Source organism: Chryseobacterium binzhouense (assembly GCF_007474545.1).
In the GTDB taxonomy this organism is placed as follows: Bacteria; Bacteroidota; Bacteroidia; order Flavobacteriales; family Weeksellaceae; genus Chryseobacterium; species Chryseobacterium binzhouense.
Genome location: NZ_VKOG01000002.1, coordinates 333843 through 346456 on the forward strand (window position 1 = coordinate 333843; position 12614 = coordinate 346456).

Here is a 12614-nt window from a genome sequence, read left to right on the forward strand (position 1 = left end):
GTATTCTTTTAAATAATTATACTATCGCAATTTAAAATGAGGTAATTTATTGTAGGATGCCTGCAATTATTACCTCATTTTATTTTTTATGCCAGTTTTTAAATTTAAAATCCTTGTTTTAATGATAGATTATTGCCATTCTTTGATGAATGAATTGGATGATAGAATAACTGAACTGACTTACGAGCATAGCAATAACTCGTTAGAGTTGTATGAAAATGCTATTGTATTAGTTTTACAAAGGCTTGATTCGGCAAAGGAATATGTCAAGAAAAAAGGATTCAAAGATGAAGATGAAGAAATATTCTTTTTCAAACAACTTAAACCTCAGTTAGTTTCAAAATTGATATATTTAAATTCTATATATAAAATTGAAACAAAACGGCCCAGAGGAGGTGATAAAATTATTAAACAATATCTCAATTTTGAGCTTAGTAAGATCAAGCGTTTTTTTGATGCTAATTTGGAATTTTATAAATACTACAGAACTAATAGCACCCATTTAGATAAAAAATACTTTATCAGAGGAAATCATGATATAAAATTAAGCTTAGATACTTATTATTTTGAAGCAGATCATAAATTTGCAACCTCACACGATTATAAAGTAGCTAAAATTATTGCCAACGATTTAATACAGGTATATCTTGAAGACCAATTGAATAGCAATAATAAAAAACATATATCAAAAAATTTAAGTTTAAATTGGACTGGTAGTAAAACAGCTTTGGTTGAGTTAATCTATTCTCTACATTCCAATGGTTCAATTGAAAATGGTAATATTGATATTAAGGTTATAGCAAAAACATTTGAGAATATGTTTAATATTGATTTAGGAGACTTCTATCATTCTTATTTAGAATTAAAAGGAAGGAAGATAAATCGAACCAAATTTCTCGATAGTCTTCGCGATGCACTTATCAAAAGAATGGATGAGCAGGACGAAAAATGAAAACAGAGTTTAAATGTGTGACATTTCATACACTAAATGAAGTTATGTATGTATAGTTATATAAAAATTAAATGCTGTAAATACAATTTACTAAATTATTACCAATAACATTTTTAGCGTTTATAGAACTCATATTATTTGCAAATACTGATTAAATTAATCTTTTATGCTTTAAAATTGTCTTATAATTTTAATTAAAGTATTGGCATAGAGTTTTTTATAAATTATTTCGAAATTTTCGCAACGAAATTGTTGCTTTGTATTACTATAAATGCATATTTTTGCACCGTTAATAAAAAAAGATAAAGTTCATTTACTTGAATTTTCTATGATATTAAAAGTCAATATCGGACAACAACAGTTTTAAATCATTAACAAAATGGTTCGAAAATTGTCCCGACAGGACGACAGTTTTCGATAATTTTCTCAAAATTACAAATGGGTGCGTAGCTCAGCTGGATAGAGCATCTGCCTTCTAAGCAGACGGTCAAAGGTTCGAATCCTTTCGCGCTCACTTGATTATCAAAGAGTTACAGAATTCCCATCTGTAACTCTTTTTATTTGCACATAATTTGCAAGTTTTCCTTGACTAATAATAGTTGCAAACAGTTTATTTTAGTTTCTTGGAAACTACGTGAAGAGTAATTTTGGTGTCACTAATCTTTGGAACACCTGTTATGATTTTTCAATCATTTGCAATATGTTTTTTCTACAACAATAAACGATAACAAGATTATCTTACCCTCGTTTTTATAAATTAAATTTTCAAAATTGAATATCACTAAATCTGAAACAACCCACAACTAGAAACTTTATTTTTGCCAGTCTTGTTTATTTATTTTGAAAAAATCGACCTGCATTTTTCCATATAAACTGGTATTTATTTTATTCATTCCCATTCTCAATGCAACTTTCTTTGAATCTTCATTATCTACATGGATAAATTGAATATAGTTGTTCAATTAACTTTTTTTCAAAAGCAAAATCTCTGCATTTTGATGCGGCTTCAATTGCGTAACCTAATTTTCTGTGTTGAGGGAGAATGGAATACGCAACTTCAATTTCTGTCTGTCCATCAATATCTCTTACCAACAATCCTGCCTGCCCAATTATTTTGTTTGTCTTTTTATCAATTAATATATTCTGCCCTCCTAAATCTTTTTCATAACGATTGAAAGTTAATTCAAACCAATATGAACATCGTTCATCAGCTGTGTTTAAATAATCCATTCCTAAATATTTTGACGTGTTTTCATCCTCGAAAAGTTCTTTCCAAATATTAAAATCTTCCTTCTTTAGTTTTCTAAACTTAAGTCTTTCAGTCTCCTGATTTTCTAATAATAATTTCATAAAATTTATTTTAAATACGAATTAATAATATGTTTTCCAATAATTAACTGTTGAATCTGGCTTGTTCCTTCAATAATTTCTAATGATTTTACATCCCTGAACAGTCTTTCAACAGGATATTCAGAACAGTACCCTTGGGCTCCCAAAATCTGAATGGCGTCTGATGCCACCTCACAAGCAATTTTAGAAGTATAATATTTAGCAAGTGTTGCCTGTATACTATAGTCTTCATCTTTTTCCATTCGCAATTTTGCAGCTTCTATACACATTAATCTTGCAGCATTTAACTTTACTGCCGCATCAGCTATCATTCCTTTAATTAATTGATGTTCTGATATTTTTTCTCCAAATTGGTATCTCTCATCCGAGTATATTGTCATTTCTTCTAATGCTGCTTGTGCAACAGCAAGTCCTCCCCATGCACTTGAATATCTACCCCAATCCAAGGCATAATTTGCAACGAAATCAAACCCGGCACCCTCTTTTCCCAATAAAGCATTTGACGGTATTTCAACATCATTGAAAAATATTGAGGCCATATGGGAACCTCTGTTGCCCATCAAATTCTTAATTTCTTCAGTTTTTATTTTTGGATTGTTTGATTCTATAATAAATGCAGAAATAGCTTCATTTTCATTTTTTGCAAATACAAGGAATAAGTCAGCAATTCCTGCAAAAGAGATCCACTTCTTATTTCCTGAAATAACATATCCGTTCTCAGTTTTCCTATATTGACAAATGATTCCTCTGGCATCACTCCCATTTTTAGGTTCTGATAGTGCAAAAGCTGCAATTTTCTCGCCTGATGCTATTAAAGGAAGCCAACATTTCTTTTGTTCTTCTGTCCCAAATCTCAAAATTGATTCTCCTACCAATGTAGAGTGTACCGTAAAAAGTGTTCGAAATGAAGAGCTACTTTTCCCACTTCTTCCGTTATTCTCCCCAATATCATACAATCTACTCCCAATCCGCCATATTCAGCAGGAAAACGAATTCCGAAATATTTTTTTTCTCACAACATCCTGATAATTTCTCTATCAATACTTTGGTTAATATCTATGTCTTTTGCCTTGGGTTTGATGTAATCATTTACAAATGTTTTGAAATCTTCAATCACATTCTCTTGAGCAGTAATATTAATCATTCTTTTATTATTTTAATTGACACAGAATTCCTGCAAAATCATACACATATTCTGAACTTGAGCCTAATTCCAAAACATTATATCCGTTTTCTGTCATTATATTCTTTAAATCATTTTTAGATAATAACTCTCTGTATCCTCTATTAAGTTCCGGATGTAATTCGTAATAAACAAGTGTAAGATATGTATCTTCCGGAACTAAAATTAGAATATAACCATTTTCTTTAAGGAACGTATGGTGCATTTTCATTAGCTCTTTTTTATTTTCAAAATGTTCTATAAGACCAAAACTACAAACAATATCGAATTTAGCATCAAGTTTTGATGGCAGATCAAATAAATCTGACTGAATATATTCTAAGTTTTGATTTTCTGTTCCGTGGGCTAAAAATTTTGGCAACAATACCCAAATTACACTATTTTTAATCTTTAAGGTTTACATCTCCAATGCTACCTAAGCGAACTTCTATATCTTCAAAATCAGTTTTAAATTTAGAGTCCCTGAACTTAGTCAGATTAATCACTCTTTCTAAAGTCACAATAAAATTTGATTGTGCGAATTCAGAAAGTTCGTCAATTTCTTCAAAAGGAATCTTACTTGCGTTTATTCTACATGTGTAGACATCATCATTATAATGTAAAATTACAATTTTATTCATGTATATTTTAAGTACATCAATAGGCAAGAAATAATTATAATCGACATTTTTCATCTTAAAATTTTTAAATTATGGAATACCAAATATATACAAAAAAACAAATAACTAAATCAGTACGCTATCCAAAGAAAATAAAATCCGATAACCCATTTACAAGCTATGATATTACAGGGTTAGAAGCGGGCAAAATAAATCTAAATGATTTAAAGTCTGTGAAGTGGAACAATTTAATTTCACAAATACCTGAATCAAAAATGACAGAGCTAAACAAAACAGGTAAAACAGCTTTTACTGTCGTAACAACTCAAACTGTCGTACTAAAAAAATAAAAGACTATCTAAAATTTATCAGGTAAAAATTTTTACCATAATAATCCAGTTTAAACCATTTAAACCGCAAAATGTTGTACCTATGTTGTACCCAAGTTTAAAGCACAAAAAAACTCTCTGGAAAAAGAGAGTTAAATCACTGAAAATCAGCTTGTTATTTGTAGCGAAGACGGGAATTGAACCCGTGACCTCAGGGTTATGAATCCTGCGCTCTAACCAACTGAGCTACCTCGCCGTTTTGGTGGTGCAAATATAGAAAATATTTACAACTCTCCAAAATTATTTTAACTTAAAATATTCCAAAACATCTCCTACATGATTGGGCTTACTGATAATCTTATTGTTAGCATCTAAAATAAAATAACTAGGCGTAGCATGAATATTATATTTTTCAGCAACACTACTGTTCCAACCTCTTAATTCAGAATCATTGATCCATGGAAATGCAGCAATTTTTGATGTATAAGAATTCTTATCTGTATCTAACGATAAACCGATAATCTCTACTTTTTTTGCCTGTAAATCTTTATAAACTTTAAGGAGCTGCGGCAGCTCATTTTCACAATGAGAACAGGTAGATGACCAAAAAACAATTACCTTTTTATCTGCTTTTACATCTGCAATGGTTTTTAATTTAGTATTTACAGGTGAATGAAATGTATAATTAGGAAAAACAGCACCCAGATCTGTATCAGAATTAGATTTAATAGTAGAAGCCAGACGATCGTTAATTGTACATTTCAAATTTTTAGCTAGACTGAGATACTTGTTTTTATACTCAGTCATATCATAAGCATCAAAGATATCAATTAGTTCAGATAAAACCGTCTGACCTCTTGGAGTTTCAACATTCAGTTTATTGATCATCTGATCTACGGATGAGTTAATATTATTATTCCCACCAACATTCAAATAAGATACAAGAACAGGCCGCAGTAATGATGAAGACTCAAGCATGTCACCCGACTTGTCTATAAAATTAATGATCTCTTCCTGACTTACTTTTTTTGTCATATCATTAGACAAAAATTTATTGTAATTGGTATTATAATAATGTATAAAAGGATGTTTTGCCTGATCTATAGCGGTATTAGTTCCGGAAAGCTTTTCCATTTCTTTGATCAAAGCTGTCCCAAACTCAGTATTATCTTTATAATATTCTTTAATCTGAACTAAAGCAGGCAGTATGAGTTCTTTTTTTTGAGAATACTCCTGTATATTGCTCATCAATTCGTTGGCTTCATCTTTATATTGAATATTCTGAATCTTAGTATCTTTCGTTTCAATCTTTATATTTACATCCTTATTCTCAGAAATAAATGTGACTGAATTATTGGTGTTCGGAAAATAAACTTTCATCATTCCTACATATTTTTTAGGATATTTAAAAAGCCATGAGTTATTTTTGACTTTCTCTTTTGTAATCACAATATCCTTAGAACCGTTTAAAGTATATAAGATAGCCTCCGTTTCATTAAAATTTTGCTGTGACTCAATATATACAGAAAACTGTGCTTTGGCGAGAGCTGCCATAATAAAACCTGATAATAAAAAGATTTTTTTCATACTGTAAAAATAAAAAAAGTCTCTGATTATTCAGAGACATTACCTTATTTTAATATTATTTTATATTTTTTGAACTTTATTTTTGAGTAATGCGTAAACTATAATAAAAATTGCAACAATTCCTAAAATAGTTTGATACATATCAATTGGTGTAGCTGGAGGGTCGCATGGATCTCCAGGAAAACAAGGAACACCAGGACCGTTGGATTGCGCATTAATTAAACCATAAACCACGATTAATAACGCGAGTAATACTTTCTTGTATAATAATTTCATAGTTTCGTTATTTAATTAATATTTTAGCTGTTACAATTGTAGAATCATTACCTACAACTCTCACGATATAATTAGCTTTAACTGTTGAGTCAAGCTTTATTATAAAGTCAGAATCAGCTTTAACAGATTTTTGGGAAATAACAAGCTTACCACTTGCATCAAAAACTTCTACTGAAGCAGACTTCCATGCAGGATCAAAGCGAACTATGTAATTTTCAATGCCAGGATTATAAGTCACCAGCGTTCTGGATTTAATATTATTTTCTTGCGTGTTCAACGAGCCATTCGTTTGTGGCGTTCCATAGTAAAGACCGAAATTAGAACCATTAACAGGAATAATATCTCCCTGATTAATCTGAACCGGCTGACCGCTCGTTCCAACATTATAATAGAAACCTTTACCACTAGATAACAAATGCGTTCCATTAGGAACAAGATGTGTATCATCTCTTAACTCAAACTTTAACGATGCTACATTAGATCCAAAAATACTTAAATCAATTCTTTTACCTAAATAGTTTGTTTCATTGGCCTCATTGATGTATAATCTGTAAGCAGAGGAAAAGTTAGAATCTATTCCACCATTTACACTTTCTTCAAAAGTTTGAATGATAGCATTAGTATTGGTTACTGCCTGTACTGATGCAATATTTGGATTTTGAATATTTCCTGTTGTGAAATGTGGTGCTACCACATAATAAGTCTCACCAATTTGATTTCCTGCGGCATCTAACGCTAAAACACCCAGTTGTTTCATTACTCCGGTATTATTATTTTTTGCTGCAGTTACAGAATAGGAAACATTTTCTGCTCTTGGTGTACTGCTAAATCTTCTTAGATTATCAAAATCAAGTTGTTGAGATGTACCATCACGAAGTTTTATTTTAAACGTACCTAAAGGCTTTATTACAAGCGCATTAAAAGAACCTGCAGGTTTTCCCGAAACAGGATCAAAGCTTACCATTTGGAGACCTGCATAATTTGCTGTAGTACCTGAAGTTGAATTAAAAACAACATTTTGAGGATCAACAGCTATACCATAAATATTTGTCAGGGCATTGTTATCACCTACAGCTGCACCGGTAGTAGTTTCATCAAAACCAATCAAAGATAAATCTATATTGGTAAGAAAAGGATTGGAAAACTGATAAGTATTTCTACCCCAGGTGGAAGTCCAAGCAGGCGAAGTATCAAATGCATCAAAAATATAAGTATTATATCTTTCCTGATAAATATTTCTGTTGATACCACCAGCTCCAAATGCAATCGCTGTACTAGGCGGAGTCAGACTAACTCTGTTAGCACCTGTTATACCATCTGCAAAAGGTTTTCCCCTAAGTGTACGGAGTAAAGTGGGGTCCATCAGAGCGGTACCCATAGTATAGTATGCTGTTCTGTCTGTAAGGTTTGTTGAGTTTGCAGATGAAATATTAATTGCAATACCTGGCTGACTAGCGCTCGTTATAGGAGCTGTAGGAATAATAGAACCATCCCATCTTAAATTTTGATTGCTCCATTTTAAAACTTCTCTTCCGCTCCATCTTGTAGAATTAAACATGCTCGTTCCGTTCCCAAAATCAGTACTTAAAGACTCGAAACTTTTTTCCATAAAAGGAATACCCATTTGTTGATAAGCGCCATGCTTAGTTGCCGCATATTCTTTATCAACAATACCGGTAATTGCAGACTGAGCAAAACCTCTTATAAAAAGCTGACCATAAGGAGAGGTTACAGGACTTGCAGGATTGTTAATCTTGATTACAATATTACCTCCGTTTACTTTATCAATAGGAGTTGGATCATTGGTAATAGTTTTTAAAACATCGGAACTACCATTACCCTGAACCATCATGTTACCATAAAGTTCTATCTTTCCACTACCTTTGGTTTGCAGACCTCCGCCATTGTAAACCAAGGTACCGTTGCTTACATACATATTTGCTGTATTATCAACGTGCAATAGTACTGTCTGCGCCTGAACAGATAAACTAACTGCTAAAAGACCAATAGTTAATAAATTTTTTCTCATTGTATCTATTTTTTTGTGTTATACAATATTCCCTGCAAAGATATGATTTTTTTTAAATAAAAAACCAAATTTATTTATTAATCAGAATATTATCTTTATTTAATACAATTTCATCCTGTTCACCTACAGTAAACATATAGTCTTCTAAAACCTTCTCTGTAGTTCCTCTCAAGCCTCTTGCTCCAAGACCTTTTTCTATTGTTTCTTCTACAATGGTTTCTATTGCCTCATCAGTGAATACCAGTTTTGTTTCGTCCATTTTAAATAATTCTACAAATTGATTTACAATAGAATTTTTTGGTTCCTTCATAATCCTGATCATCGTTTCTTTTGTGAGTTTTTCCAAATATGTGATGATCGGGAATCTTCCGAGCAACTCAGGAATCAAACCAAACGAACGCAAATCAACTGCATTAAGATTTCTTAACACATACTCATCTTCATCAATCTTGTTTATTTTTTCTGCACTGAAACCAATCGCCTGCTTATTCATTCTTCTTTCGATAATTTCTTTGATGCCGTCAAAAGCACCACCTGCAATAAATAAAATATTCTGAGTATTAACCTGAATATATTTCTGATCAGGATGCTTTCTTCCTCCCTGCGGCGGGACATTGACAATACTTCCCTCCAAGAGCTTTAGTAAACCCTGTTGCACACCTTCCCCAGAAACATCTCTTGTAATACTCGGATTGTCTGATTTTCTGGCAATTTTATCAATTTCATCAATAAATACAATTCCTTTTTCAGCTTTCTCTACATCATAATCTGCAACCATCAAAAGTCTGGAAAGTATACTTTCTACATCTTCACCCACATATCCTGCCTCAGTAAGAATGGTAGCATCTACGATACAGAACGGCACATTCAGCTCTCTTGCAATAGTTTTTGCCAAAAGCGTCTTACCCGTTCCTGTTTCTCCAATCATAATAATATTGGACTTTTCCAGTTCCACTTCTCTGTTTTCCTCTTTTGCATGAAGCAGTCTCTTATAATGATTATAGACCGCAATTGCGAGCTGCTTTTTTGCCTGATCCTGTCCTATCACATACAAATCAAGAAATTCTTTTATTTCTTTTGGCTTTTTAAGCTCATCAATACTTTCAGCCGGAGAATAACCTCCCGTGGAAACATTATCTTTCACAATAGCATGCGCCTGTTCTATACAGTTTTCGCAAATAAAGCCGTTCTGTCCTGAAATAAGCATTTGCACCTCATTTCTTTTTTTACCACAGAAAGAACATTGGTTTGGATTCATTTTTATAATATGTTATTAAAGAAAGTCGTAAAAAATTTCTTTTTTACGACCTTTATGATATTAGGAATTAATTATTAAATTTTGTATTTCAGAATACTCTTCAGCTGATAACTTTAGCCGTTCGTTTTTGAAATTCATATCCTCTACAGTATTCAGTGGTACAAGATGTATATGTGCATGAGGTACTTCCAAACCCACGACAGCAACACCTACCCTTACACATGGAATCGCCTTTTTAACCTTTTTTGCTACATTTTGGGCAAATAACCAGAGATTTTTATAATCTTCAGAATCCAGATCAAAGATAAGATCCACTTCTTTTTTAGGTACTACCAAAGTATGACCTTTTACCAGAGGCATTACATCCAAAAAAGCAATAAAATGTTCATTTTCTGCAATTTTATAAGCCGGAATTTCACCGTTGATAATTTTAGTAAAAACTGAGCTCATTTTTTCTGAAATAGTATTACAAAGTTATGTCTAATATTTCAAAAGACAATTTATTACCGTTAGGAAGTACAATTTCAGCTGTTTCTCCGATTACTTTACCCAAAAGTCCTTTGGCTATGGGAGTATTTACAGAAATTTTACCGCTTTTCAGGTCACTTTCATTATCCGGAACCAAAGTAAAAACCTGCTCCTTTTTTGTATCGTTATTTTTCAGTTTTACTGTTGTCAGAATCGAAACCTTTGAGGTATCCAGCTGGCTTTCATCAATAATTTTAGAAGTAGAAATGATATCTTTCAATTTTGAAATTCTCATTTCCAGCATGCCCTGCGCTTCTTTTGCAGCATCATATTCAGCATTCTCAGACAAGTCACCTTTATCTCTGGCTTCCGCAATCTGCTGGGTAATTTTAGGTCTTTCGATAGTTTCCAACTGCTCCAGTTCTGCTTTCATTTTATCCAATCCTTCCTTTGTTACATAGCTTGCCATAATCTTTAAAATTTTATTTTATTATAAAAAAATTATCCGACATTTGTCGGACAATGTTTTTGCTTGTTAATCGTTATTGTTTTACAAATATATAAAAATTTATATTCAAATGAAAAAAAGTTTCTCAATTGCATCAATTTTCATCTTATTGGCATTCAGCTTTTTAAATATAAACTCATGTAGCAATCGGGACGACACGGTAAGCTGTTTTCCATTGACGCCTATTAACGTAAGCTTAAACCTGAATCTTGCAGGTTACAACAATCTGAACTTCGTTGGAGGGTGGATTTATGTGAACGAGCAGCAAGCCGGCACAAGAGGTTTAATTGTAGTAAGAACAGCCGACGCTCCCGCATCTTTTAAGGTATATGACAGAAATGCACCTCACATTTGCCCAGATAACAACACCACTCTTGAGGTAAAAGACAATATAAGTATTGTATGTCCTAAAGACAATGCCACATGGATATTACTGAGCGGACAGCCAACCTCCGGATCATCTCTTCCTCCAAAAACATATTTCTGGAATTATGATGCTTCTACCAAAAATTTAACTTTATATAATTAAGATGAGAGTTGTTGTACAAAGAGTAACTGAAGCTAGTGTAAAAGTTAACGAAGAAGTTGTCGGTAAAATAGATAGCGGTCTGATGCTTCTCGTTGGTATTGACGAAAATGATGACAAACCTGATGCTGAGTGGCTCGTTCAAAAAATTCTGAATCTGAGAATTTTTGGAGACGATGATGGAAAACTCAATCTTTCCGTGCTTGATACAAAAGGAGAAATTTTATGCATAAGCCAATTTACACTGATTGCAGATTACAAGAAAGGCAACCGTCCTTCTTTTATAAAAGCAGCAAAACCAGATCAGGCGGTTCCGCTTTTTGATTATTTTAAAAATGAACTTAAAAAATCGCACCTTAAAGTAGAAAGCGGAATTTTCGGAGCCGATATGAAAGTTTCTTTAATCAATGACGGACCCGTAACTATTATAATGGATTCTCAAACCAAACAATAAAATATATCTTTATTTACTAGGCTAAAGATCTCTTTTAATCAATGGATTAAATTTATCAAATATACTCTTAGGAGCATCTTTTAATACCACATCAACCGTAATTTCACTAAAAAAATATAAATACCAAAAACAAATACCACTTTTATTGTTTTTTATATTTCTTTTGTTTTAACTTTATCATACCAAAAAACAAAAGCTAAATAATATGAAAAACGTTTGTCTTTCTGCAATATTTATAATGTTTTTTTGCATTATAGATGCACAAGTGGGAATAAATACCGAAACTCCTAAATCCACACTTCACATCCAAAAGGTAACAGATCTTAAATTTCCTGATGGCGTTATCCCACCAAGGATTTCCGGAGATTCATTAAGATTAAAAGCTTCAGCTTATGGTTCTGCACAAAATGGAGCCATCGTTTATGTAACAAGTCCCATTACAAATACGGGTGACAATGAACCGAAAACACAAGATGTAAAAACCACCGGTCTTTTTGTATATGATGCTTACTACACCCATCCGAACAGTACGTTGGGCATATGGAACAAAATGCCTTCCAGTGAAAACACACCATCAAGCAGTGTATACGCAGCAAAATTTTCAGGCAATCTTTCTTTAATAAACGTAAATCTAAGCCTTTTTTCGAGCGCTTTCTATTATATCCCTTTAAGTGCAAATTCCACCAATGTTAATACAGAAATCACTACCAATCAGGTTTCCAACAATGAATATATTGCTCCATCTGACGGTTTTTATCACATTAATTACAGTTTTAGAATTGGGCAGGGAATTTCTGCAGAACTATTATCGAATTTACCGGGAATTGCGATTACCAAGACAGCAGGATCCACAACATCTTTATTGGATTACCGGCAATTTGGAGGAGTAAATCTACTTAATCTTCAGCTGCCATTTCCGCTGAATGGCGTTACCATTGCTGTAAATATTACTCTTACACAAGGGCAGATCAGCCATATTTATCAGCTGAAAGCAGGAGATCGGTTACGGTTTGGTTTGGTACAGGGAGGATTAAACGTGGGACTTCTTACGGATAAATCGGCAGAAATTTCGGTTTTTAAACTACGGTAATTTTT

16 protein-coding genes, 2 tRNA genes and 1 pseudogene are annotated in these 12614 nt (G+C 32.6%); 6 read left to right on the forward strand and 13 right to left on the reverse strand.

The features are described from left to right. Positions 1–121: 121 nt before the first annotated feature. Positions 122–952 (forward strand): RteC domain-containing protein, encoded by an 831-nt coding sequence (locus FNE73_RS07290; RefSeq protein ID WP_143884080.1) that lies wholly within the window; start codon positions 122–124, stop codon positions 950–952. A gap of 440 nt (positions 953–1392) precedes the next feature. Beyond that, positions 1393–1466, forward strand: a tRNA-Arg gene (locus tag FNE73_RS07295). 413 nt (positions 1467–1879) lie between these two features. On the opposite strand, the gene FNE73_RS07300 is transcribed toward FNE73_RS07295, so the two are convergent. The 6 genes and pseudogenes from FNE73_RS07300 to FNE73_RS07315 all read right to left on the reverse strand — a co-directional run bounded on the left by FNE73_RS07300 (position 1880) and on the right by FNE73_RS07315 (position 4159). Beyond that, complete coding sequence (locus FNE73_RS07300) at positions 1880–2302, reverse strand: GNAT family N-acetyltransferase (protein WP_143884081.1); 423 nt, start codon at positions 2300–2302, stop codon at positions 1880–1882. Positions 2303–2307: 5 nt separating this feature from the next. Next, positions 2308–2841: an acyl-CoA dehydrogenase family protein gene (locus tag FNE73_RS17015; RefSeq protein WP_394366296.1), complete on the reverse strand. Its 534-nt coding sequence runs from the start codon at positions 2839–2841 to the stop codon at positions 2308–2310. Next, positions 2827–3254, reverse strand: a pseudogene (locus FNE73_RS17020) (acyl-CoA dehydrogenase family protein); the annotation flags it as partial. The pseudogene FNE73_RS17020 and the gene FNE73_RS17015, both read right to left, overlap by 15 nt. Positions 3255–3314: 60 nt before the next feature. Next, positions 3315–3446: a hypothetical protein gene (locus FNE73_RS16960; RefSeq protein ID WP_262711335.1), complete on the reverse strand. Its 132-nt coding sequence runs from the start codon at positions 3444–3446 to the stop codon at positions 3315–3317. Positions 3447–3453: 7 nt separating this feature from the next. Then, complete coding sequence (locus tag FNE73_RS07310; protein ID WP_185147313.1) at positions 3454–3846, reverse strand: methyltransferase domain-containing protein; 393 nt, start codon at positions 3844–3846, stop codon at positions 3454–3456. A 22-nt stretch (positions 3847–3868) separates the two neighbouring features. Beyond that, positions 3869–4159, reverse strand: coding sequence for a hypothetical protein (locus FNE73_RS07315; RefSeq protein ID WP_143884084.1), 291 nt, complete (start codon positions 4157–4159; stop codon positions 3869–3871). A 17-nt stretch (positions 4160–4176) separates the two neighbouring features. Between FNE73_RS07315 and FNE73_RS07320 the strand changes: the two genes are divergently transcribed. After that, positions 4177–4434: a hypothetical protein gene (locus tag FNE73_RS07320; protein ID WP_143884085.1), complete on the forward strand. Its 258-nt coding sequence runs from the start codon at positions 4177–4179 to the stop codon at positions 4432–4434. A gap of 161 nt (positions 4435–4595) precedes the next feature. On the opposite strand, the gene FNE73_RS07325 is transcribed toward FNE73_RS07320, so the two are convergent. The 7 genes from FNE73_RS07325 to greA form a co-directional block, all read right to left on the reverse strand. Further along, a tRNA-Met gene (locus FNE73_RS07325) sits at positions 4596–4669 on the reverse strand. A 44-nt stretch (positions 4670–4713) separates the two neighbouring features. Beyond that, positions 4714–6000 (reverse strand): TlpA family protein disulfide reductase, encoded by a 1287-nt coding sequence (locus FNE73_RS07330; RefSeq protein ID WP_143884086.1) that lies wholly within the window; start codon positions 5998–6000, stop codon positions 4714–4716. 60 nt (positions 6001–6060) lie between these two features. Continuing rightward, the gene (locus FNE73_RS07335; RefSeq protein WP_143884087.1) at positions 6061–6276 is read right to left on the reverse strand and encodes a signal peptidase; all 216 of its coding nucleotides are present in this window, start codon (positions 6274–6276) and stop codon (positions 6061–6063) included. 7 nt (positions 6277–6283) lie between these two features. Then, the gene (locus tag FNE73_RS07340; protein WP_143884088.1) at positions 6284–8305 is read right to left on the reverse strand and encodes a T9SS type A sorting domain-containing protein; all 2022 of its coding nucleotides are present in this window, start codon (positions 8303–8305) and stop codon (positions 6284–6286) included. A 70-nt stretch (positions 8306–8375) separates the two neighbouring features. Then, positions 8376–9563 (reverse strand): ATP-dependent Clp protease ATP-binding subunit ClpX, encoded by a 1188-nt coding sequence (clpX, locus tag FNE73_RS07345; protein WP_143884089.1) that lies wholly within the window; start codon positions 9561–9563, stop codon positions 8376–8378. 60 nt (positions 9564–9623) lie between these two features. Then, a complete protein-coding gene (locus FNE73_RS07350) occupies positions 9624–10013 on the reverse strand; it encodes an HIT family protein (protein WP_143884090.1) in 390 nt (129 codons plus the stop codon). 16 nt (positions 10014–10029) lie between these two features. Then, the gene (greA, locus tag FNE73_RS07355) at positions 10030–10500 is read right to left on the reverse strand and encodes a transcription elongation factor GreA (RefSeq protein WP_130915121.1); all 471 of its coding nucleotides are present in this window, start codon (positions 10498–10500) and stop codon (positions 10030–10032) included. A gap of 109 nt (positions 10501–10609) precedes the next feature. Between greA and FNE73_RS07360 the strand changes: the two genes are divergently transcribed. The 3 genes from FNE73_RS07360 to FNE73_RS07370 all read left to right on the forward strand — a co-directional run bounded on the left by FNE73_RS07360 (position 10610) and on the right by FNE73_RS07370 (position 12609). Next, on the forward strand, positions 10610–11068 hold the full coding sequence (locus FNE73_RS07360) for a hypothetical protein (protein WP_143884091.1): 459 nt from the start codon (positions 10610–10612) through the stop codon (positions 11066–11068). A gap of 1 nt (position 11069) precedes the next feature. After that, a complete protein-coding gene (gene dtd, locus FNE73_RS07365; RefSeq protein WP_143884092.1) occupies positions 11070–11519 on the forward strand; it encodes a D-aminoacyl-tRNA deacylase in 450 nt (149 codons plus the stop codon). A gap of 205 nt (positions 11520–11724) precedes the next feature. Beyond that, the gene (locus FNE73_RS07370) at positions 11725–12609 is read left to right on the forward strand and encodes a hypothetical protein (protein ID WP_143884093.1); all 885 of its coding nucleotides are present in this window, start codon (positions 11725–11727) and stop codon (positions 12607–12609) included. The last annotated feature ends 5 nt before the right edge of the window (positions 12610–12614 follow it).

Excerpts from the sequence above, each read along its gene's own strand:
- FNE73_RS07315 (WP_143884084.1), bottom strand. The coding sequence starts at position 4,159 with ATGAAAAATGTCGATTATAATTATTTCTTGCCTATTGATGTACTTAAA.
- greA (WP_130915121.1), bottom strand. The coding sequence starts at position 10,500 with ATGGCAAGCTATGTAACAAAGGAAGGATTGGATAAAATGAAAGCAGAA.
- FNE73_RS07335 (WP_143884087.1), bottom strand. The coding sequence starts at position 6,276 with ATGAAATTATTATACAAGAAAGTATTACTCGCGTTATTAATCGTGGTT.
- FNE73_RS07370 (WP_143884093.1), top strand. The coding sequence starts at position 11,725 with ATGAAAAACGTTTGTCTTTCTGCAATATTTATAATGTTTTTTTGCATT.
- FNE73_RS07340 (WP_143884088.1), bottom strand. The coding sequence starts at position 8,305 with ATGAGAAAAAATTTATTAACTATTGGTCTTTTAGCAGTTAGTTTATCT.
- FNE73_RS07350 (WP_143884090.1), bottom strand. The coding sequence starts at position 10,013 with ATGAGCTCAGTTTTTACTAAAATTATCAACGGTGAAATTCCGGCTTAT.
- FNE73_RS07360 (WP_143884091.1), top strand. The coding sequence starts at position 10,610 with ATGAAAAAAAGTTTCTCAATTGCATCAATTTTCATCTTATTGGCATTC.
- FNE73_RS07320 (WP_143884085.1), top strand. The coding sequence starts at position 4,177 with ATGGAATACCAAATATATACAAAAAAACAAATAACTAAATCAGTACGC.
- FNE73_RS07300 (WP_143884081.1), bottom strand. The coding sequence starts at position 2,302 with ATGAAATTATTATTAGAAAATCAGGAGACTGAAAGACTTAAGTTTAGA.
- dtd (WP_143884092.1), top strand. The coding sequence starts at position 11,070 with ATGAGAGTTGTTGTACAAAGAGTAACTGAAGCTAGTGTAAAAGTTAAC.
- FNE73_RS07290 (WP_143884080.1), top strand. The coding sequence starts at position 122 with ATGATAGATTATTGCCATTCTTTGATGAATGAATTGGATGATAGAATA.
- FNE73_RS16960 (WP_262711335.1), bottom strand. The coding sequence starts at position 3,446 with ATGATTAATATTACTGCTCAAGAGAATGTGATTGAAGATTTCAAAACA.
- FNE73_RS07330 (WP_143884086.1), bottom strand. The coding sequence starts at position 6,000 with ATGAAAAAAATCTTTTTATTATCAGGTTTTATTATGGCAGCTCTCGCC.
- FNE73_RS17015 (WP_394366296.1), bottom strand. The coding sequence starts at position 2,841 with ATGGCCTCAATATTTTTCAATGATGTTGAAATACCGTCAAATGCTTTA.
- clpX (WP_143884089.1), bottom strand. The coding sequence starts at position 9,563 with ATGAATCCAAACCAATGTTCTTTCTGTGGTAAAAAAAGAAATGAGGTG.